Genomic DNA, 19,390 nt, shown 5'->3' with positions numbered 1-19,390 from the left:
TGTGTCAGTTATCTGTGTAATTGGAACAGGTTATGTGGGCCTGGTAACGGGCACGTGTCTGGCCGATCTAGGTAATACAGTCACCTGCATTGATATCGTTCAGGAAAAAATTGATCGCTTAAATAAGGGCATCCTCCCAATCTATGAACCCGGCCTGGAGGAGATGGTAGAGCGCAATGTGCAGGCTGGTCGCCTGCGTTTTACAACAAGCTATCCTGAAGGCCTTGAGAATAGCGAATTTATCTTTATTGCTGTCAATACTCCCACTGGCAATAATCAGGGTGGGGCCGATATGCGCTACGTGGAAAGTGCCGCCCGTAGTATCGCTGAAAATCTCGATCACTACGCGATCGTTATTAATAAGAGTACCGTTCCAGTTGGGAGCGGCGATGTCGTTTCGCGCGTGATCAGCAATAATTTGAAGTCACCTGACGCGAGCTTCTCGGTCGTTTCTAATCCCGAGTTCTTGCGCGAGGGCGCGGCCCTGCTGGACTTCCAGAATCCCGATCGCATCGTACTTGGCTCTTCTGAGCCGGAGGCGGCTCACAAGGTTGCGCGCCTGTACCTGCAGTTGCGTGCCCCATTTGTGATCACGGATCTCTATACCGCTGAGATGATCAAGTACGCCTCCAATGCGTTCCTGGCCACCAAGATTTCGTTCATCAATGAGATCGCTCAGGTCTGTGAACGCCTGGGGGCCGATGTCAAACAGGTCGCGGTTGGTATGGGCTATGATAAGCGTATCGGTCATTCCTTCCTGGACGCGGGTCTGGGCTATGGCGGTAGCTGCTTCCCTAAAGACGTGCGTGCCCTGGCGCATATGGCCGATGAGGCCGGTCTGCATCCCCAGATGTTGCGCGCGGTAATGGATATCAACCATGATCAGCGTCGCCTGGTGGTTACCAAGTTGAATAATCTGCTCGGCTCACTGCGCGGCACGACCATCGGCATCCTGGGTCTGGCCTTCAAACCTAATACCGATGATATGCGCGAGGCTCCAGCCGTCGATATCATCCATTGGGTCACCAGTCAGGGCGCGCACGTGCGCGTCTATGATCCGGTCGCCGCCGAGACAGGCCGCGAGGCACTGATGCGTGAGAACGTCAATCTGCAGGATGTGACCTTCTGTAAAACGTCCTACGAGGTCGCCGATCAGGCCGATGCCCTGGTCGTGGTGACTGAATGGAACGAGTTCAAATCCTTGAACATGCAGAAGATTCGGGCCGCGATGCGTCAACCGATCTTGATCGATGGCCGCAACATCTACGAGCCTTCTGAGATGTCGCGCTATGGCTTCACCTATCGCGGTATGGGCCGCGCTACCAGTCCCGCCCCATCCATCCTGCCCGCTGGAGATACAACCAGCGATATGTCCGGACAGGTGGCTCAGGAGACTTTGATCGCCAGCGAGAGCTAAATTAGCTTTAGAGGAGCTTCAATTCACGATGAATGAAGAAGGTCAGCCATTATTATTCACTCCACTGGTACGCCAGGCAGATGCACCTATGCCGGAATGGTTGTTCGGCTCAGGCGGTATGGCTGGCCTGCCCTCTTCATTGCATCCAACCCAGGGTGTCAATGTAGCGGTCGGTGTGGATATTATCGAGGTGGATCGCATTCGCAAGGTCTTTGAACGACATGGGGAGCGCTTTCTCAAGCGCGTCTTTACCGATCTAGAGGTGGCTCAGAGCCGTGGCAAAATGTCGCGGCTGGCGGGTCGCTTCGCGGTTAAAGAGGCGATCAGTAAGGCGCTGGGCACGGGGATCCGTGGCGTGGGCTGGCGCGAGATGGAGGTTGTCCATCTGCGCAGTGGACGCCCCTCGGTGCGCCTGCACGGCAAAGCCCGGCAGCGCGCTGAATATCTGGGCTTGAATGCCTTTGATGTCAGTATGGCCGATCTGGCCCAGTTTTCGATCGCCATTGCCGTGGCTATTCAGGCTACCCGTATTGCGACCGATGCCTCAGCTGAATCCGATCCATCCATAGAGTTAGAAACAGGGAAACAGGACGAGTGAGAGCAGTCGTACAGCGCGTGAAGCAGGCCAGTGTCAGTGTCGAGGGTCAGATCGTCGGCGCCATCGAGCAGGGATTTCTGGTCCTGCTTGGCATCGGCCACGAAGATGGCGAGGCCCAGGTCGCCCAGATGGCGGAGAAGCTGGTACATCTACGCGTCTTTGAAGATGCCGAGGGCAAGATGAATCGCTCGCTGCTAGATGTTCAGGGCTCGGTCCTGGTCGTCTCCCAGTTTACCCTCTACGCCGATATTCGCAAAGGTCGCCGCCCCAGCTTTACGGCGGCTGCGCCCCCCGCGTTGGCTGAACCTCTGGTTGAACGCTTCAAAGCAGCGCTCACCTCACACGGTCTGCGGGTACAGGGCGGCGTCTTCGGCGCCGATATGGACGTATCCCTCATCAACAGCGGACCCGTCACCATCATCATGGATAGCGATCACCTGTCCCGCTAAAGATTTTTTACGGTGAATAAAAGCGGCAGAGCCTGTGACATGCGTGTCACAGGCTCTGCCGCTTTTATTCACCGTAACCTCATCTTATGTTTATTTGCACATTCCGTTTGAGTCAGATATGATAATACCGTTAGCTTGCTTGGACGATCTCGATTGTGGATAGACATGAGACGAGGTAGAAAGCCATGAGATGGGATTCTGAACATTTTCAGCCGGCGCAGGCTCAAACGCTGGGCACGCCACCACATCCGGCACGCAGGTTACCCGAATTCTACGTTAAAGCCATTGTTCACCCGACGGCCCGCACCTTCGCACGGGCGGCCGAGTACGCCAGCTGGCGACTGGTCTGGATTCAACTGGCGATCCTTTTATTAATACCAATAATAATGGGGCTGCTCAGAAGCTTCTTCCGCGATACCTCCACCGGGGTTAATACCCATTCGAATATCATCTTTGGTCTGCTAAGCGTGATCACTGTAGGCGCGACCATCGGGGCCTTCATCATCAAAATCGTTCTTGTACCAGTATTGTTCTTTATCGAGGTTGGTCTGCAGTTTGCCGCGGCACGCCTGCTGCGGGGCAATGGACATTTTGTGGGGCACGCCTTTAGCATGCTGCTCTACCTGCTGCCCTTAAGCCTGATCGGTGGCATCATCATCACGCTCTTTGTCGCCTTCCATTTCTCTACCCTCTTCTTCGCCCCCTTAATTAGTCTGCTCGCCTTCTGTTACGGCGTGGTCATCAACGTATTCGTCGTCAAAGGCGTGCACAATCTGAATCGCGATAAATCCATTATTGTTGTGGCTATTCCATACATCATTGGGCTCCTGGCTATGTGTGGTGCCCTGTTCGCGCTCGCCCACTATCTCTCAAATAGCCTCCCCTCCCTTCACTAAAACACTGTAAACCGGGCGACAAAACAGATCAAGCAGCGTAGAGAATGATCGTTCCTCTATACTGCTTGGTCCCGTATATCTATTATTGCGTAACCCGCTTCATATTTTTTATAAAGATAAAATGTATTCGTCTTAACATTAAGAGCTGAAAATGCCCTGCACAGAAGCTCAAAAAAGTGTATTCGTATCCATTCTCTGTTGATCAAACGTAATATATCTATAGGAAACTGTGAACTATTTCATACATATCAAGAACACTATCCCTGTATAACATAAGACGCGTATTCTGAAGGTAGGTATATGACACCACCAGCAGTCACCCTGGAAGGGCACAAAATGGGTAAAAAAGTACGCTTGCTCATCCCCAGTGCCATCATTACCATTTTTTTTCTGGCATTGAGTATCTACCAGCTCTCGAAGGTCTTTACCGGTAGCGTGATCGGCAACGAGCTAACAGCCGCCCAGATCTCGGGCTGGACCGCGTTGATCCTTTTTCTGCTCGGCGCCAGCAGTCTTATCTTCATCCTACGCAGCCATAGTGTCGATCTCTAGCGCCTCAATCAGTACCGATATTGATAAAACAAAATAAAGAAAAGGAAGCTTCCATCGCTTCCTTTTCTTTATTTTGTTTTATGTAATAGATACTACGTTAATAGCGTGGATATTGCGGACCCGACTGAAGATTCTGTCCGGGTGCGAACTGTGGTCCCTGCGGATTAGCATTGTATTGCTGTGGCATGGAGCGCACCTGCTGGCGCAACATATTCAGCTCCTGCAGAACAGGCCATTCTCCAAAAGCCAGGATGCATAGAACGACCAGGTTGGCGATTGGAATGAACATTAAGAGACTCATGGCGCCGCTATAGCCCGCTTTAGAAAATATCTTCCACCAAATGATGATAGAAAAGATAATAGAAATGAGCGCAATAATTCCAACGATGGCGAAATAGGCGGTCAGCGCGGTAGATATCTGTGAGCTTTCACTTGATGGCATGGTCTGCTCCTTTTACTGGTAACAATAACATTCACATGCCTGCCCGATCCAAAACAGGCATTGATAGATGCAACTAAAAGACCACAACGAATAGATGAAAGGTTTCAAACCTACCTATTAAACGTCGTCATCTCTATTTATTGGGGCAGGAAATTCCGCTTCACCGGATAAAAAATATATCCAGGCAGTTGCTCTATATATGTATTAACGTGCAAAGTCACATGCAATATCACGGCATTCGTACTATAAAAAATCCACTTACAACGTGCCTGCGCATTGCCTCAGGAGCCGCAGGCACAACCACCAGCATTATGGGCAGTCGCTTATTATCTACCGGTCCTTCTATTAGCCCCTCCCTTGTTCAGTTGGGTGAAATGCAGTATCATCTAGGGTAAGAAACTGCAACCGGAGCTTATTAGCCATGAACGACCAACAGACAGAGTTAATCCAATCATCCAGAATCGGTACCAGTACCGAAAATCGCCCATTGGTGATTGGAGTAGATCTCGGCGGCACACAGATTCGTACCGCAGTCCTGCGAGGGGAAAAGTTATTGTCGCGTGTGGGATTATTGACTGGCGATTCTCCATCTCCCGATCGAGTGATTCCACGCATGTTTGATTCAATTCAGCAGGCGTTAAGTGAGGCAAACGTGACGTTAGATGAGATTGCTGGCATCGGCATCGGAGCCCCAGGCCCTCTGAACAGTCGTACTGGCGTTGTCTTCTCTCCACCCAATCTCCCTGGTTGGATTGATGTCCCTTTACAGTCCATTTTCTTTGAAAAGTTTAATATTCCTATTCATGTTGAGAACGATGCGAACGCGGCGGCGCTCGGCGAGTATATGTTTGGAGCCGGTCGTGGCAGCCAGGAGGTGGTCTACATTACGATCAGTACCGGCATCGGTGGCGGTGTGATCGCCGATGGCCATATTATCGAAGGGATCTCCGGTACGGCGGCCGAGCTGGGCCACATGACCATCGACTGGCGTGGCCCACGCTGCAATTGTGGCAATATTGGCTGCTGGGAGAGCATCTCTTCTGGTACCGCTATCGCTCGCCGCGCCCACGAGCTGATCGCCCTTGGCCGTGGCGAGAAACTATTCAATTTCGTGCTGGCTCACCAGGAGCCCGTGGCCGACGCCGATACGCCAGCGGATGTGAAACGGGCCGAGAAGAACGCGGTGCATATCAATGCGCGTATGGTTTCGCAGGCCGCGCAGGCAGGTATCCCCGAGGCGCGTGACATCATCGCGGGCGCGGGCGAAGGCATTGGGGTCGGACTCGTCAATGTGGTACATATCTTTAATCCCGAACGTATTGTACTGGGTGGGGGTGTCGTGCAGATGGGTGATATGCTACTGGCACCCGCCAGGCGCATCCTGCAGGAGCGAGCTATGAAGGTACCGGCCCGGTCGGTTGAAATTGTGCTGGCCGAGCTGGGCTCGGACGTCGGACTGGTAGGTGCCGGCGCATTGTCATATTATAATCAGTAAGATACACATATATAGAGGAGCAGCAAGAACAAACATGGCAGTCAAGAAAGAACGTCTGGATGTGGCACTGGTACGGTTGGGGTTAGCACCAAGTCGAGAGCGGGCCCGTGCCATTATTATGACCGGGCAGGTCTATGTGGGGGATCGGATGGTAGATAAACCCGGCACCCTGGTGCCGCCGGACGCAGCGTGCCGTGTAGCAGAAGCTTCTCCAGAGTTAAAATTTGTCAGCCGTGGCGGCCTCAAACTGGAAAAGGCGCTGGATACATTCCAGCTGCAGCCGACAGATCGGATCGCTATCGATGTCGGCTCCTCGACTGGCGGCTTCACCGAGTGCCTGCTGGAGCGTGGAGCCACCCGCGTCTACGCCATCGACGTCGGCCACGGGCAGCTGGCCTGGAAGCTGCGCAATGATCCTCGTGTAGTGGTCATGGAACGCACCAACATTCGCCACCTCACCAGCTTGCCAGAACCGATGCAATGCGCGGTCATCGACGTCTCCTTCATCTCGCTGCGCCTGGTCCTGCCAGCTCTGGTACCACTGCTGGCCCACAACGCCGACACCTGGATCGTCGCGCTGGTCAAGCCCCAGTTCGAAGCGGGCAAAGCCGAAGTCGACCGTGGAGGAGGCGTCATCAAAGATCCCGAAGTGCATCAACGCGTCCTACAGGAGCTACGTAGTTGGATCTCCGAACACACGCCCTTACAAGTCGCTGGCGAGATCGACTCACCCATCCTGGGCCGAGACGGCAATCGCGAATTCCTCTTCCAGCTGCGCTTTAAAGACACCAATCAAGCCTGAATCAATGGAAAGTAGGGAGGTGCAGGAGGGCTGGCGCCCTCCTGCCGGGGTGTGGGGTGTCCCCACAAACTCCCCTCTCCCTCCCCGCCGCAGGCGGGAATACCAAAATAACAAAAGATATCTGGTGCATGCGGGCACGCTCGCATGCACCAGATATCTATACAAAAATCTTACAAATTTCTGGTACTTTTTTGATCAGTGATAGGTAGAATAAGGCTATGAAAATTCTGGTCATAGAGGATGAAGCTAACATCACACAGGTTATCCGGCTCTACCTGGAACAGGCCGGCTACACAGTCCTGGCCGCCAGCGATGGCATCGCAGGCATAGAACTTCATGCCCGCGAGCATCCCGACCTGGTGGTGCTGGACCTGATGCTCCCCATCCTGGACGGGATGGAGGTGTGCCGACGTATCCGTACCTGGGCAGATACACCTATTCTGATGCTCACGGCCCGCCAGGGAGAAGATGACCGTATCGCGGGCCTGGAGGCGGGCGCGGACGACTACCTGGTAAAACCATTTAGTCCACGCGAGCTGGTGAGCCGCGTCAAGGCGATTCTGCGCCGCAGCAGCTCTCATCCAGCAGGCAACCTGGCCGACAATAAGCCCGCCAGGGAAGAACCAGTCACCACCAGCGATCCAGGAGAAGAGCTACATTTCGGTGGACTGGTGATCAATCTGCCCTCGCGCCGCGTCACCGCCAATGGCACGCCGGTCACGCTAACGGTCAAAGAATTCGATCTGCTGGTCGCGCTGGCGTCGGCGCCCGATCGCGTCTTTACGCGCGAGTCGTTGCTCAACCAGGTCTGGGGCTATAGTTATCTCGGTGATGGGCGCACGGTCGACGTACATATCGGCACCCTGCGCAAAAAGCTGGAGGCGGCGCCGGGCATGCCACACCACATCCAGACCGTCTGGGGCGTGGGCTACAAGTTCGTGCCGTCCCCCGCCGCCTCGTCACCACACGCCTGAATAAGGTAGCAGGGAGCGTTTAGCATGCATACAACCACCCTCCAAAACTCAACATTTAGTCTGAAGTCAAAGCTGGTGCTAAGCTACCTCCTTGTGATTCTGGGCACCGTGCTGGTGCTCAGCTTTGCAGTCGCGATTGCCGTTCAAAACTACTTCTATAGCCTTCAAGTGAGCGGTACCAGTCGTGCCGCCACCTATCTAGCCAGTCAAACCCTCAATTATTATAGCCACTATGGCTCTGACTGGAAAAACCTTCCATCAGGCAACCTGGTTCCCGGCGACCAGTCATTCGCCTTGATTGTCGACAACAATGGGAATCAGGTGGTATGTGCCAATGCCCGGCCGTTATCTTACAGCAACTGCACAAATACTAATATAAACCAGGCGCTGAAAAACGCGCTGCAGTCAGGAAACTCATCAACAGGGAGTATGCAATTAGATACAGATGATGGCAGTAGTACCGCTGTCTACGCCATCGCTCCCTTAAACAATGGAGGTCAGATCATTGGCGCGATCTATGTCGCCCAGATCAATGTTGCGTATGGCGGCATACTGAGTCAGATCAATCAATACATCATTCTGGCCAGCCTGGGTGTGGCGGTGATCGCGGCTCTATGTAGCTATCTCTTCGTGCGCCGCTTTGTGCGCCCGCTTGAATTGTTGACTACCGCGGCGGAAAACATGAAGCATGGCAGCTACACGCAGCGCGTCACACAGCATTTTCCACAGGATGAGGTGGGGCTGCTGGCGCAGACGTTTAATGAGATGGCGGATACCATTGAGGCCGATGTTACCGAGCTACGACGCCAGGATCAGATGCGCCGCGATCTGATCGCTAATATCGCCCATGACCTGGCGACGCCGTTGACGGCGATCCAGGGCCTAAGCGAGGCGCTGGCCGACGATGTAATCTCCGATCCCGAGTCGCGCCATGAGACGGCCCAGCGCATTGGACGCGAGGTGCAGCGTCTGCGCCGCCTGGTGGCCGATGTGCGCCAGATGACGATGCTGGAGGCGGGCCAGATTCACCTGGACCTGGCTCCGCTGGATCTGCATTCGCTGGTGGATGAGACGGTGGCGGTCATCGCTCCAGAATGCGAGGCGCTGGGCATCAAGCTGCAAAATAATATTCCCGCTGACCTCCCTTACGTCGAGGCCGATAGTGATCGCGTGACGCAGGTGCTCTTAAACCTGCTGGATAACGCCCGTCGCCATACCAATGGGGGCGGTCATATCAGCGTGGATGCGGCGAAGAAAGACGGACAGGTGCGCATTTCAGTTAGAGATACCGGTGTTGGTATTGATAAGGAAGATCTACCGCATATCTTTGAACGCTTCTATCGCGCCGATCGCTCACGCGCCGCTAAAACGGGTGGTAGCGGCCTGGGACTGGCCATCGTGAAAGCCATTGTGACGACCCACGGCGGCAAGGTGTGGGCGGAAAGCACGCCCGGTCAGGGAACAACCGTAATCTTTACACTGCCCCTGGCCCGACAGGCTCAGCAGCGCATCCCACAGATACAGCAGAGTATCCCTTCCTCCAATTATGAAGGATGATGCATTTCGCGCGGCGATTGCAAGGAGCCAAACATTCGCAGGGGTGCATCAAAATAGGAGTCATCGGCCATGCGCAGCGCATAGGCGAAATCCTGTATGTGCTTGAAGCGCTGGTATGGATCTTTCGCCAGCGCTTTCATGATGACTTTCTCTACCTGGCTTGAAATGGTCGGCACAATCTCATGAGGCGGCAATGGCTCGCGATAGAGATGCTGCTTGCATAACTGGAGGGAGGAGCCCGCGAAGGGTGGGCGCCCGCAGAGCCAGGTATAGACCAGGACGGCCAGGGCGTATTGATCGCTCATCATTAAAGGATAGCCCTCGATCTGCTCAGGCGCGGCATACAGCGCGGTCCCAATCGACTCCTGCAGACTATGCAGGTTCCCGGGCTGTACAGCTATGGCGATCCCGAAATCACTCAGCCAGACCTCGTGGCCGCGACTAAGCAGGATGTTCTGCGGCTTGATGTCGCGATGAATAATGTTGTGATTGTGGACATATTGCAAGGCGCTGGCGATGCTGCACACAAAGGGAATGACGGCAGCGATCGGCTGAGCGACATCCGGCTCAAAATAATCCTGCAGCGTACCATTAGCGGCATAGTCCATTACCATGAACGGGGATCTCCCCTTGATGCCAAAATCCAGGATACGCACGATGTTGGGATGGCGCAGACTGGCGTGCAGCCGTGCCTCGGCGCAAAATTTTGTAATCTGATCATCGCTGGCCACCCAGTTATTCAGAACCTTCACCACCACCTTATTGTCCAGGTGGATATGCTCCCCCAGGTAAATAGTTGAGTTGGTCCCTCGTCTCAGGACACGAAACAGGCGATAGTTGCCGAACACAAATCCATCGCTGCTCTGCTTTGCTTTTGCTAAAGAATCGTCTGGCATAGACATACAGTATCTGTTCCTGTTCGGCTATCACATGTCATCAGTGATGTCCCTGTGCATACTCAAAAAAAGGGCCTGGTGATATGAGTCATCCCGGATTTTTCAAAATTCGAAAAGCGGGTTCTGCGCTCCCAATGTGGGGGGTGCAGGGTCCTCTCTGCCGGGGTGTGGGGTCCAGGGGCTGCCGCCCCTGGCGGGGTTTCAGGGGTGTCCCCTGATTTTCCCTCTCCTTGTGCCGCCGTCAGGCGGCACAAGCGAGTTCAATGGGCAAGGCCCCTGAAAACCTATACTTGAAAGGGGCCCAACTCCCCGGTTTTGGGAACTTTTTCAAAAGTTCGGGATGACTCATATCACCACTACCCCTTAACCAGCCAAAACCAGAGATGCGATCTCTGGTTCTTCTCAGTGTACTTTTTCGCCGCCGGGATGTCATCAACCAGAAGGAGGATTCATCCATGCAGATAGTATGGGTCTGGCTATCGCCCAAATGGAGGAAACTGACTTCATCGCCCGCAATCGCTAACCTGACATACCCCTACATGCTATACTATGGTAAGCAAATAAGCAGTATTGTAATAATGCCATCCTCATGTGTTTAGAATAGTTTGTCTGTTGACTGGTGAGTGTTCTATGCCGCCTGGCTCGCCGATAGTAAAGAAGGTGGGGGAGCACATTGTCGACAAGAAAATCGCGCTACACATTCCTGACCGAGCACGTAAAAAAGGAGTCTCCGATGGAACGAGGAAGTCAAGACCCGCAAATCATTACAACAAAGCTAACAATCCCACCTTACTACTTGAAGAAGATCATTCCTCGCGACCATGTGTATACGACGCTGGATGCGGGCCTGCAACGCCCTTTGCTATTGGTGACGGCTCCTGCTGGTTTTGGCAAGACAACGGTGGTCAGTGAGTGGATTCGGCAGCGACAGTTGCCGGCGGCCTGGGTCTCGCTCGATCCTTCCGACAATGATATTGTACGCTTCTGGCGCTATATCCTCACCGCTTTAAGCCGTTTTCTGCCCGAGCTCAATGATCTGGTGGCCTCCTGGCAGGGCGAGCAAGAGGGGCACGGCATCGAGACCATCCTGACCCGCTTTATTAATAGCGCGATTACGCTATCCGAGGATATCGTGCTGGTGCTCGATGATTACCACACCATCTGTACGCCGGCTATCCACCAGAGCGTTACCTTTCTGCTGGAACATCTGCCGACACGGCTGCATATCGTCCTGCTCACCCGGCGCGATCCACCTCTGCCACTAGCACGCCTGCGTGTGCAGGGCAAACTGGTCGAGCTACGCACCCAGGATCTGCGCTTTACCGACGAGGAGACGAGCATATTTCTGACCCAGGCCATGAATCTCAATTTGAGCCCCGACGACGCCATCGCGCTCCGCAAGCATACTGAAGGATGGATCGCGGGCCTGCAGCTAGCGGCCATTTCGCTCCAGGGACGCTCTGGCAACGGTACCAAAGACTCCATGGAGCAGTTTCTCAAATCATTCACAGGCATCAATCGCAATATTCTGCACTATCTGACCGACGAGGTCTTGCAGCAGTTGCCCGAACACATACAGACATTTCTCCTCCAGACCTCGATTCTTGAGCGCCTGAATGCCTCCCTGTGCAATGCGGTCACCGGGAACACCGATGGAGAGATGATGCTGGAATGGCTGGAGCAAAATAACCTCTTTTTGAATGCGCTGGATCATCAGCAATACTGGTATCGCTACGATCAGCTCTTTCTGGAGCTCTTGCGGCATCGCCTGAAGCAGAAATATCCCGCATTACTGCCCGAGCTCCATCATCGGGCCGCTACCTGGTATGCGCAGCAGGGCATGGATATTGATGTGATCAAACATGCGATTCTGGCGGAAGATCTAGAGCTGGCGGTACGCTTGATTGAGCGGCACGCCTGCCACTTTATTCAGCGCGGCGAGGAGTCCCTGGTGCGCATGTGGCTCTCCAACCTGCCGGAGACGCTCATAGCCTCAAACCCTATGCTTTCCCTTTTACAGGCCTATACGGCCTTCCTGCAGGCCCGCATGGATGTGTATGAGCAGGCGTTAACGCGAGCTACCCGGCTGTGGCAAAAAGATAAACAGCACCGCTATATGCTCGGACGCGTCTACGATCTGCGCGCCCGCGTGGCCCTCTACTGTGGTGATGGGCCGCAGGTGATACAGTATGCGCAACAGACGCTGGATTTCGTTGATGAAGATGGCTCCTCGCCTTTCTATTGCAGCACCATGCTGCACCTGGGCGCTGGCCACCTCTTGCAGGGCGAACTGGCGCAGGCAGCCCACTACCTCTCCGAGAGCTATCGGCTGGGACAAAAATACGGCTACACCACGGTAGCCCTAGCGGCGGCGGTCTATCATGGTCTGCTGCAAAGGGCGCAGGGCAACCTGCGTACCGCGGTCCAGACCTTTCAGCAGATCTGTGGTGAGGCACAGACCATAGTCAGCTGGCCGGTGATCGCCGCCCATGTCTACCTGGCTGATATCTATCGCGAATGGAATGAGCTTGCCAATGCCCAGGAGCATATTCAGCAGGCCCGATTATTGAGTCTGCAAGCCACAGACGAAGGCCATATGGCCGCTGAGCTCTACATGGTCGAGGCACGCCTGGCATGGCTGCAGGAGGAACACGAGCAGGCGATGACCCTGCTGGTCCAGGCGGAACATAGCTCACAACGCTTCGGACCCAATCCGACCTTTCTGGCGCGCGTGGCGGAACTGCGCATGCACTTCTTGTTGGTGCAACGGGACCTGAATACCGCCCGGCAGTGGCAGACACAGTATGCGCCACCCCTGACGAATGATATGTTCCTCTATGAACGTGAGTGCTGGTTAATGGCGCAGGCACGCCTGCTAATCGCACAGGAAGAGGGGCGGCAGGCGGTCCAACTGCTAGATCCAGCCTATCAGCAGGCACATCAGCAGGGCCGCGACCAGCGTGAATTAGAGCTACTGTTGCTGCTGACGCTGGCTTACCATATCGAGGGCGATACACAGCACACGCTACAGAAGCTTGAGCAGGCTCTGCTGCTGGGCGAAGCGGGCGCCTATATGCGCAGTTTTGTGGACGAGGGGGCTGTGATGATCGCCCTGCTGACGGAGCTGTATAGCCGCTATCAGCGCCATTCCTCAACGGAAACCATCCATAGCTCGCCCGGCTATATCTATACTCTGCTCTCATCGGTAGGTACCGAGACCCAGCCTCCGCGCTGGCTGATCTCACAGGAAAACGAAGACGAGATGATCGACAAGCTGAGCGAGCGTGAATATATGGTGCTGGCCCTGATCGCCGAAGGACTCTCTAATCAGGAGATCGCCCAGAAGCTGGTGGTCACCGTCAGCACCATTAAAACGCATCTGAATAACATCTACGCCAAGCTCCATGTACACACGCGGCTACAGGCCGTCACGCGCGCCTATGACCTGGGCGTCTTGCGCCGCAGCGAGGTGGATACTGAACCCCTCTCCCCACCTCGTCCCCTCTCATGACCGCTCCTGGTCAAATCTCAAGCAATCCAACCGTGTGCGCTTTGGTCAGGGCCTGCAGCCGCGAGTTGACGTTGAGCTTGCTGTAGATGTTATTCAGATGGGTCTTGATAGTGCTTTCAGCCACCACCAGGGTCGAGGCAATCTGCTGATTGGAATTTCCTTCGGCGATCAACTTTAAAACCTCTAGCTCGCGATCGCTGAGCTGCTCCAGTGAGGCCTGCGCGCGCTGCGCACGCTTCTGCCAGGACTTCCAGTCGCGCGGCTCCACATCACATCCAAATTCGAGCAGCAGGGTATGCACATAGCTCAACACATGGGAGCGCAAATCGCCGGTATAGCGTTTCTGCTGGCGATGGTATAGCTCGGAGAGCAGGGTCATCAAAACATGTCCCTCATCAAGAAACAGGCGGCGGTATCCTCCAGGCTCGGCCAGTACCAGGCAGTGTTCCAGCACTTGCCTGGTGCGTCGAATATCCCCTGACGCGTAATGGGCCTGTATCAGTAGTAGCTGAAGCTGCAGTTCGTCGGCGATACGTCCCTGTGCCTTGATCGTTGGTAGCAGCGTCTGCACCAGCTGTATGGCTTCTGCGGGCCGCCGCCGGGCCAACAGCAGACGCGCCTTCGCCTGCAGCCAGAGCTCTTGCTCCAGCACGGAGCGCTCCTCAAGGTTGGAGGGATAGCTGTTCTGCAACATGCCCTGCACAGGTCCCACATGACCAAGCGCCAGCCGATATCGTGTACGCAGCAGGATAAGCTGTGCCAGCGCATATGTCTGGCCATCCTTATGCATAAGCAGACCCTCGGCCTGGTCCAGAAGTTGCAGGGCCTGCTCTACCTTACCACCAGCCCAGGCCAGCTGGGCGGCGAGCATGCTATAGCCGGAGCCACACTCCATCTGCTCGCTATCCTCCTGCGCCATCCTGAGCTGCTCCTGCGCACGCACCAGCTCATTCCATTCCAGGTAGAGCTGCCCCGCCTGCAAATGGGCCTGGCGCGCGAACCAGGCCATGCATTCTTTACGATTGCTGCTGCACCGCTGGTACAGCTCCATAGCCTCGCGCAGCTGACCCTGCATGGTATACAGGCGTCCCTGATGGAGCTGGCCGCTGGCAATGGCGATCGGACTGTTCATCTGGTTGCCGATGCGCTGTCCCAGCGTCAGCTCAACCTGCGCCTGCTGGATATCACCACCACATAGATGCGCGGCCCCGCGTAGCACATGTGAGAAGCTCGACAGCAAGGGCTTATGACGGTTGGCATCCAGCGCCTGTTGCGTATATGCCAGCGCCTGCTTGCCATCACCGGTATAGATAGCATAACAGGCCTGCAGATCGTAGATACAGCTGAGCATCTCGCTATCCTGACTGGCCCGCTGACTATTAAGCGCGATATCCAGCGCGCGCCCATAGCGCTCCCATTGTCCCGTGTAGAGATAGATACAGGCGGATAGATAAGCTAACACAGGGCGCTGCTGCAGCTCAATATAGGGATGCAACTGCGTCAACCAATCAAAAATACATGGGATCTGTCCCTGCATCCAGAGCGGCCACGCATGCGCTTCCAGCAGGTCGGCGGCCCGCTCATAGGCTCCGGCGGCCAGCGCGTGCTCAACCGCTTCGTGCAGCATATGCTGCTGCTCATACCAACGGCTAGCGCGACTATGGAGCTCTGGCAGACGTTCCGCATATTTCTGGGACAACTGCTGGCGCAGGAACTCCAGCAGGAAATGATGATAGCGGCGCCAGCCACCTTCTTCATCCGGCACAGCGCTAAACAGATTGGCTCGCTCCAACCACTCTAGCATCGCTTCAGCATTTCCCCAACCGGTCACCGCATCGCACAGGTCAGCCCTTACCCGGTCCAGAATAGAGGTCGTATAGAGGAAATCACACACATCATCAGGTAAGGTCATCAGTATCTCTTCGTTGAGGTAATGGGCGAGATGGCGGTTGATGGCGACGAGCGATGACATTGTCGCCGGTGGTTCTTGCTGCCCCGGCATCCTTTGCAGTGCCATACCAGCCAGATGCAAGCCAGCGATCCAGCCCTCGGTGGCACGCAGTAGATCACATAGATACTCTGGCTCAAGCTGCAGCTTCATGCCATGATTGAGCAGTTGTGACGCCTCGTCCAGATCAAAGCGTAGCTCCTCGGAACGAATCTCCAGCAACTGCCCCCTTACGCGCAGACGCACCAGTGGCAGGGCAGGATCGATCCGCGTGCTGATCAATAGATGGATATGCAGCGGCAGATGCTCTAGAAAAAAGGCCACAGACTGGTGAATAGCGGGCAGTTGAATATGCTGGTAATCATCCAACACGCACAGTAACGGTTCGGGATAGGTCGTCAAAATATTAATGAAGGCGGCCAGCATATCCTCGATCGGGGCATTTCGATATATATCCAGGCATCGCTGCACCCGCGCTTCCAGATCGGGATTGACGCGACCAAAGGCGGCCAGGCAATAGCACCAGAAGCGGGCCAGATCGTTATCATTCCTGTCCAAAGATAGCCAGGCAACCTGGTAGGAGGATTGCTGTCGCAACCAGGCCGTCAGCAAGGTAGTCTTGCCAAAACCAGCTGGTGCCGCGATCAACGTCAAAGGATGGTTCGCGCCACGCTCTAACTGATGGTAGAGATACATACGCGGAACAAGCAGAGGGGCGTAGCTCTGGGGCATAGTCAATTTTGTCGCAAGCAGCAATTGTCTGGTCGGGCTAGTCTCCATCTCATCCTCTTTCTTCCAACACGCATCCCTGCTAGCGATACCTGATCCCAAAGAGCAACTAATCACTATTATACAATAAACTCAAGGTCTTTATCCACGTATATCTATATAAGCTCCAGAGGTATGAAAAAATAGTGATCAGCGGGGTCAAGGGGCGGTAGCCCCTTGCGGGGTGCGGGGCGTCCTCGCATTGGCGTCAACTTAAGGGGTGCAGGGTATTCCCTGCCGGGGTGCGGGCGAGTATGCTGGGAGCATGCTCAAGTCCCCGCTCATTCCTTCTTCTCTCACCGCCGCCGAAGGCGGCAAAAAAGAGTTTTAAATGGTCATGGCATAAGTGTGGATATATACAGTATTTAGATTGATCTCATATCAATACGTTACTATTTTTTACGTCATTATAATAACAATACAGGAGGGAAATGCTTTAATATATGATTTTTGAGGAGGCATCAAATCCATATTTTTCGAAAACATATGCAAAAAATGTCCTTGCTCAAAAAAATGATATCTTGATACGCCCTTGATCATACAAGTAACACATTGAGTATGCCAACCTACCGGGTCGGATAATGAGGCAACTACTCACTGCTACCATACAGACGTATATGTGTTGATCCTACCTTTTTATCCACCCTACGGGGGAACACACACTATCACGTCCTCACTATACTAATGCTGTAACAACATTGTACTGTAGCTGAGCATAGCGAGAAGGCTTATTTGCACATGTGATCGTAAGTGAAAGGGGCAGACAGAAGTGTCAAGAACTTCTCAGGCGAGCGGATCTTTCATCATGGAGAGCATGTCTTCCTGTCATGATGCCTGGCTTAGGCCTGGCTAGATTGAGTAGGCTATACATGCGGGGGCAAACACAGGGCTAACCTGCGCAAGATCTAGCCATGTAAGATATGATAACAAACGAAATTGGAGGGTATATGACCATGGAACAAACTGATGAACTGCTGACAGTACGAGAGGTTGCACGCCGTTTACGTGTGGATGATACAACGGTACGCCGCTGGATTAAGCACGGCACCCTGGAGGCCGTCTCGCTTCCCCACGTTGGCAAGCGTCAGGCGTATCGCGTACGCCGCAGCACCATTGATACGCTGCTCAATCAACCGGCCTTACCCGTATAGAGAGTGTCTACGAGCAGTGATGAAGGCGGTCCTTTCGCAGAGACCTTCATCACTGTTCGCAAGTTAAAGTAACGGAAAAATATTCATTCCTGGGGAATGGCGTGAAGTGGAGTCGCGGTCAATTCAAGGAAGTATTGTTCCAGACTGGTTTCGCGGCGGCGAATTTCGGTTGCGTAGATACCGCGCTCGGCGAGAAAAGCATTCACGGCGGCCGCCTGCTCCATGGTGGCCTCAACCTCCAATAGCTGTCCCCCTGGTGGCGTCCATCCGCTATCGGTCGGGGCTGTCACGATTTGGGCGTGACGCATCCAGTTCTGCTCCTCTTCTGGCTGCGTATGCAAAAACAACTCGGCCCGCTGTAACAGGGCCGGTTCAGCAAAGCCAAATAAGATACATTGTTGCTCCGAAAGGAGATCCTGCACATTCCCCTGTACCAGCAACTTGCCGCGCTTGATAATAGCTACCCGTGAGCAGACCTGCTGGATCTCATGGAGTTGATGGCTCGATAACAGGATCGTAATACCTTGCTGCGACAGGCGGCCGATCAGCTCACGTATCTCAACCACCCCGGCCGGATCGAGCCCATTGGTTGGTTCGTCTAAAATAATCAGCTGTGGATAATGCACGAGGGTCGCGGCCAGCGCCAGGCGCTGCTTCATGCCCAGTGAATATTTGCTGTAGCTATCGTTGGCGCGCGTGGCCATATCGACCAGCTCCAGTACCTCCTCTATACGCTCATCAGTGGCCTGATTACGCGCCATGCAGCCAAAGGTAGCCACTCCGCGCAGGTTTTCTCGACCGGTCAAAAAAGGATAAAAGACGGGCTGCTCGACGATCGCCCCTACGTGCTGTAAAGCACGATAGCGCTGCTTCTCATCGCTCATGGCATAGCCCAGCGTCGTCACCTGTCCCGAAGTTGGATGAATCAGTCCCAGCAACATACGGATCGTCGTGGTTTTACCGGATCCATTGGGACCAAGCAGCCCATAGACATCTCCGCGATATATCTCGATACCCAGATGATCAACGGCGGTAAAGGTATCGAAACGCTTGGTCAACTCCTCTGTACGCACCACCATCTCGGCATGTGGCGATGGTCGTTGATCATGACTGGCTATCTTTGGCAGATCACCCATACACACCCTGTCCTTTCCTCAGCTGTGTATAGACGCTCTAATTTTTCCTACCGGGACTGTAGGGAGGCGCGCAGCTTGGTGCAGGCGCGATAGTAATACGTTTTGGCCGTGGTCATTGGCATCTCCAACACCTGCCCGATCTCAGAAAAGCTACATTGATAGAGATAGCGCAACAAAACAACCGAGCGGAACTTGGTCGGCAGGGCCTGGATGGCTTGCTGAAGCGCACGCTGCATGTCATGATATTCCGCGATCTCCTCCGGCAAAGGATGGGTATCAGGAATGGCCGCCAGCGGAGGCATCTCCTCTTCTTCAGACTGCCACTCTAACGCTGAGAACAGCGTCACCCGTCTACGACGCCGCTTACGCAGTTCGTCTCGACAGCAGTTCTGCGCAACACGAAATAACCACGGCTTCAGCTGCTCGCCTGTTGGCAGATTCGGCAGAGCAATATACAGCTTGAGAAATACCTGCTGCAACACGTCGCAGGCCTGGTCATACTCACCCAGGTGATGATAAATAAAGCGATAAAGCATGGTATGATACCGCTCAACCAGCGCCTCAAAAACCACCTGGTTGCCCGCCAGCACTTCACGCACCAGGACACCATCAGAGAACTCTTGCCATTTAGAAGGAACGTATTCTTGCTTTTGCATGAGAGGATCCTTTCTAACAAACGCGTCCCTTTGCGAAGCCGTTTGGTTAGTATTACCTGGGGACAGTATGGGCGTACGACTGTAGTACATTACGGTGCTGTCTCTTTTTTCCCTTCTCCCACGTTACCATATATTCGTGTGC

General features: G+C 54.3%; 16 protein-coding genes. 11 read left to right on the top strand and 5 right to left on the bottom strand.

Annotated features, from left to right (window positions below; genetic code table 11):
• Window position 1: 1 nt before the first annotated feature.
• The 5 genes from AABA21_RS25780 (at window position 2) to AABA21_RS25760 (ending at window position 3,912) form a co-directional block, all read left to right on the top strand.
• Window positions 2-1,417: a UDP-glucose dehydrogenase family protein gene (locus AABA21_RS25780; protein WP_338254648.1), complete on the top strand. Its 1,416-nt coding sequence runs from the start codon at window positions 2-4 to the stop codon at window positions 1,415-1,417.
• Window positions 1,418-1,445: 28 nt separating this feature from the next.
• On the top strand, window positions 1,446-2,015 hold the full coding sequence (gene acpS, locus AABA21_RS25775; protein ID WP_338254646.1) for a holo-ACP synthase: 570 nt from the start codon (window positions 1,446-1,448) through the stop codon (window positions 2,013-2,015).
• Window positions 2,012-2,464, top strand: coding sequence for a D-aminoacyl-tRNA deacylase (gene dtd / locus AABA21_RS25770; protein ID WP_338254644.1), 453 nt, complete (start codon window positions 2,012-2,014; stop codon window positions 2,462-2,464). The genes acpS and dtd overlap by 4 nt, the downstream gene beginning before the upstream one ends.
• A 185-nt stretch (window positions 2,465-2,649) precedes the next feature.
• Window positions 2,650-3,360: a YIP1 family protein gene (locus AABA21_RS25765; protein WP_338254643.1), complete on the top strand. Its 711-nt coding sequence runs from the start codon at window positions 2,650-2,652 to the stop codon at window positions 3,358-3,360.
• A 300-nt stretch (window positions 3,361-3,660) separates the two neighbouring features.
• Window positions 3,661-3,912, top strand: a complete 252-nt coding sequence (locus AABA21_RS25760; protein ID WP_338254642.1) for a hypothetical protein — start codon at window positions 3,661-3,663, stop codon at window positions 3,910-3,912.
• A 97-nt stretch (window positions 3,913-4,009) separates the two neighbouring features.
• Here AABA21_RS25760 and AABA21_RS25755 read toward each other — a convergent pair whose 3' ends face one another.
• Window positions 4,010-4,354: a hypothetical protein gene (locus AABA21_RS25755; RefSeq protein WP_338254640.1), complete on the bottom strand. Its 345-nt coding sequence runs from the start codon at window positions 4,352-4,354 to the stop codon at window positions 4,010-4,012.
• A 421-nt stretch (window positions 4,355-4,775) separates the two neighbouring features.
• Between AABA21_RS25755 and AABA21_RS25750 the strand changes: the two genes are divergently transcribed.
• From AABA21_RS25750 to AABA21_RS25735, 4 genes are all read left to right on the top strand, one after another.
• Window positions 4,776-5,849 carry an ROK family protein gene (locus AABA21_RS25750; RefSeq protein WP_338254638.1) on the top strand — a complete coding sequence of 358 codons (1,074 nt, stop codon included), beginning with the start codon at window positions 4,776-4,778 and terminating at the stop codon, window positions 5,847-5,849.
• Window positions 5,850-5,883: 34 nt separating this feature from the next.
• Window positions 5,884-6,651 carry a TlyA family RNA methyltransferase gene (locus AABA21_RS25745; protein ID WP_338254637.1) on the top strand — a complete coding sequence of 256 codons (768 nt, stop codon included), beginning with the start codon at window positions 5,884-5,886 and terminating at the stop codon, window positions 6,649-6,651.
• Window positions 6,652-6,869: 218 nt separating this feature from the next.
• The gene (locus AABA21_RS25740) at window positions 6,870-7,625 is read left to right on the top strand and encodes a response regulator transcription factor (protein WP_338254635.1); all 756 of its coding nucleotides are present in this window, start codon (window positions 6,870-6,872) and stop codon (window positions 7,623-7,625) included.
• A gap of 24 nt (window positions 7,626-7,649) precedes the next feature.
• The gene (locus AABA21_RS25735) at window positions 7,650-9,182 is read left to right on the top strand and encodes a sensor histidine kinase (protein WP_338254633.1); all 1,533 of its coding nucleotides are present in this window, start codon (window positions 7,650-7,652) and stop codon (window positions 9,180-9,182) included.
• Here the strand turns inward: AABA21_RS25735 and AABA21_RS25730 are convergent.
• A complete protein-coding gene (locus AABA21_RS25730) occupies window positions 9,170-10,084 on the bottom strand; it encodes a serine/threonine protein kinase (protein ID WP_338254631.1) in 915 nt (304 codons plus the stop codon). The genes AABA21_RS25735 and AABA21_RS25730 overlap by 13 nt on opposite strands.
• A gap of 727 nt (window positions 10,085-10,811) precedes the next feature.
• On the opposite strand from AABA21_RS25730, the gene AABA21_RS25725 reads away from it, so the two are divergent.
• Window positions 10,812-13,589 (top strand): winged helix-turn-helix domain-containing protein, encoded by a 2,778-nt coding sequence (locus AABA21_RS25725; RefSeq protein WP_338254630.1) that lies wholly within the window; start codon window positions 10,812-10,814, stop codon window positions 13,587-13,589.
• 10 nt (window positions 13,590-13,599) lie between these two features.
• On the opposite strand, the gene AABA21_RS25720 is transcribed toward AABA21_RS25725, so the two are convergent.
• Window positions 13,600-16,317: a winged helix-turn-helix domain-containing protein gene (locus tag AABA21_RS25720; RefSeq protein WP_338254628.1), complete on the bottom strand. Its 2,718-nt coding sequence runs from the start codon at window positions 16,315-16,317 to the stop codon at window positions 13,600-13,602.
• 941 nt (window positions 16,318-17,258) lie between these two features.
• On the opposite strand from AABA21_RS25720, the gene AABA21_RS25715 reads away from it, so the two are divergent.
• Complete coding sequence (locus AABA21_RS25715; RefSeq protein WP_126596251.1) at window positions 17,259-17,456, top strand: helix-turn-helix domain-containing protein; 198 nt, start codon at window positions 17,259-17,261, stop codon at window positions 17,454-17,456.
• Window positions 17,457-17,539: 83 nt separating this feature from the next.
• Here the strand turns inward: AABA21_RS25715 and AABA21_RS25710 are convergent, their stop codons facing one another.
• Together AABA21_RS25710 and AABA21_RS25705 are read right to left on the bottom strand one after the other, a co-directional pair.
• Entirely contained in the window at window positions 17,540-18,592 is a 1,053-nt protein-coding gene (locus tag AABA21_RS25710; protein WP_338254627.1) for an ABC transporter ATP-binding protein, read from the bottom strand.
• A gap of 47 nt (window positions 18,593-18,639) precedes the next feature.
• Entirely contained in the window at window positions 18,640-19,248 is a 609-nt protein-coding gene (locus AABA21_RS25705) for an RNA polymerase sigma factor (protein WP_338254626.1), read from the bottom strand.
• Window positions 19,249-19,390 lie beyond the last annotated feature (142 nt).

This window comes from Dictyobacter halimunensis (assembly GCF_036245075.1).
The sequence above is the reverse complement of the archived record's forward strand: the minus strand, read 5'-3'. Positions and strand labels throughout refer to the sequence as shown.

Bases quoted from the DNA above. Each gene is read 5' to 3' on its own strand.
- AABA21_RS25730 (WP_338254631.1), bottom strand. From the start codon at position 10,084: ATGTCTATGCCAGACGATTCTTTAGCAAAAGCAAAGCAGAGCAGCGAT.
- AABA21_RS25750 (WP_338254638.1), top strand. From the start codon at position 4,776: ATGAACGACCAACAGACAGAGTTAATCCAATCATCCAGAATCGGTACC.
- AABA21_RS25725 (WP_338254630.1), top strand. From the start codon at position 10,812: ATGGAACGAGGAAGTCAAGACCCGCAAATCATTACAACAAAGCTAACA.
- AABA21_RS25735 (WP_338254633.1), top strand. From the start codon at position 7,650: ATGCATACAACCACCCTCCAAAACTCAACATTTAGTCTGAAGTCAAAG.
- AABA21_RS25765 (WP_338254643.1), top strand. From the start codon at position 2,650: ATGAGATGGGATTCTGAACATTTTCAGCCGGCGCAGGCTCAAACGCTG.
- AABA21_RS25745 (WP_338254637.1), top strand. From the start codon at position 5,884: ATGGCAGTCAAGAAAGAACGTCTGGATGTGGCACTGGTACGGTTGGGG.
- acpS (WP_338254646.1), top strand. From the start codon at position 1,446: ATGAATGAAGAAGGTCAGCCATTATTATTCACTCCACTGGTACGCCAG.
- AABA21_RS25715 (WP_126596251.1), top strand. From the start codon at position 17,259: ATGGAACAAACTGATGAACTGCTGACAGTACGAGAGGTTGCACGCCGT.
- AABA21_RS25755 (WP_338254640.1), bottom strand. From the start codon at position 4,354: ATGCCATCAAGTGAAAGCTCACAGATATCTACCGCGCTGACCGCCTAT.
- AABA21_RS25720 (WP_338254628.1), bottom strand. From the start codon at position 16,317: ATGGAGACTAGCCCGACCAGACAATTGCTGCTTGCGACAAAATTGACT.
- AABA21_RS25760 (WP_338254642.1), top strand. From the start codon at position 3,661: ATGACACCACCAGCAGTCACCCTGGAAGGGCACAAAATGGGTAAAAAA.
- AABA21_RS25705 (WP_338254626.1), bottom strand. From the start codon at position 19,248: ATGCAAAAGCAAGAATACGTTCCTTCTAAATGGCAAGAGTTCTCTGAT.
- AABA21_RS25710 (WP_338254627.1), bottom strand. From the start codon at position 18,592: ATGGGTGATCTGCCAAAGATAGCCAGTCATGATCAACGACCATCGCCA.
- AABA21_RS25740 (WP_338254635.1), top strand. From the start codon at position 6,870: ATGAAAATTCTGGTCATAGAGGATGAAGCTAACATCACACAGGTTATC.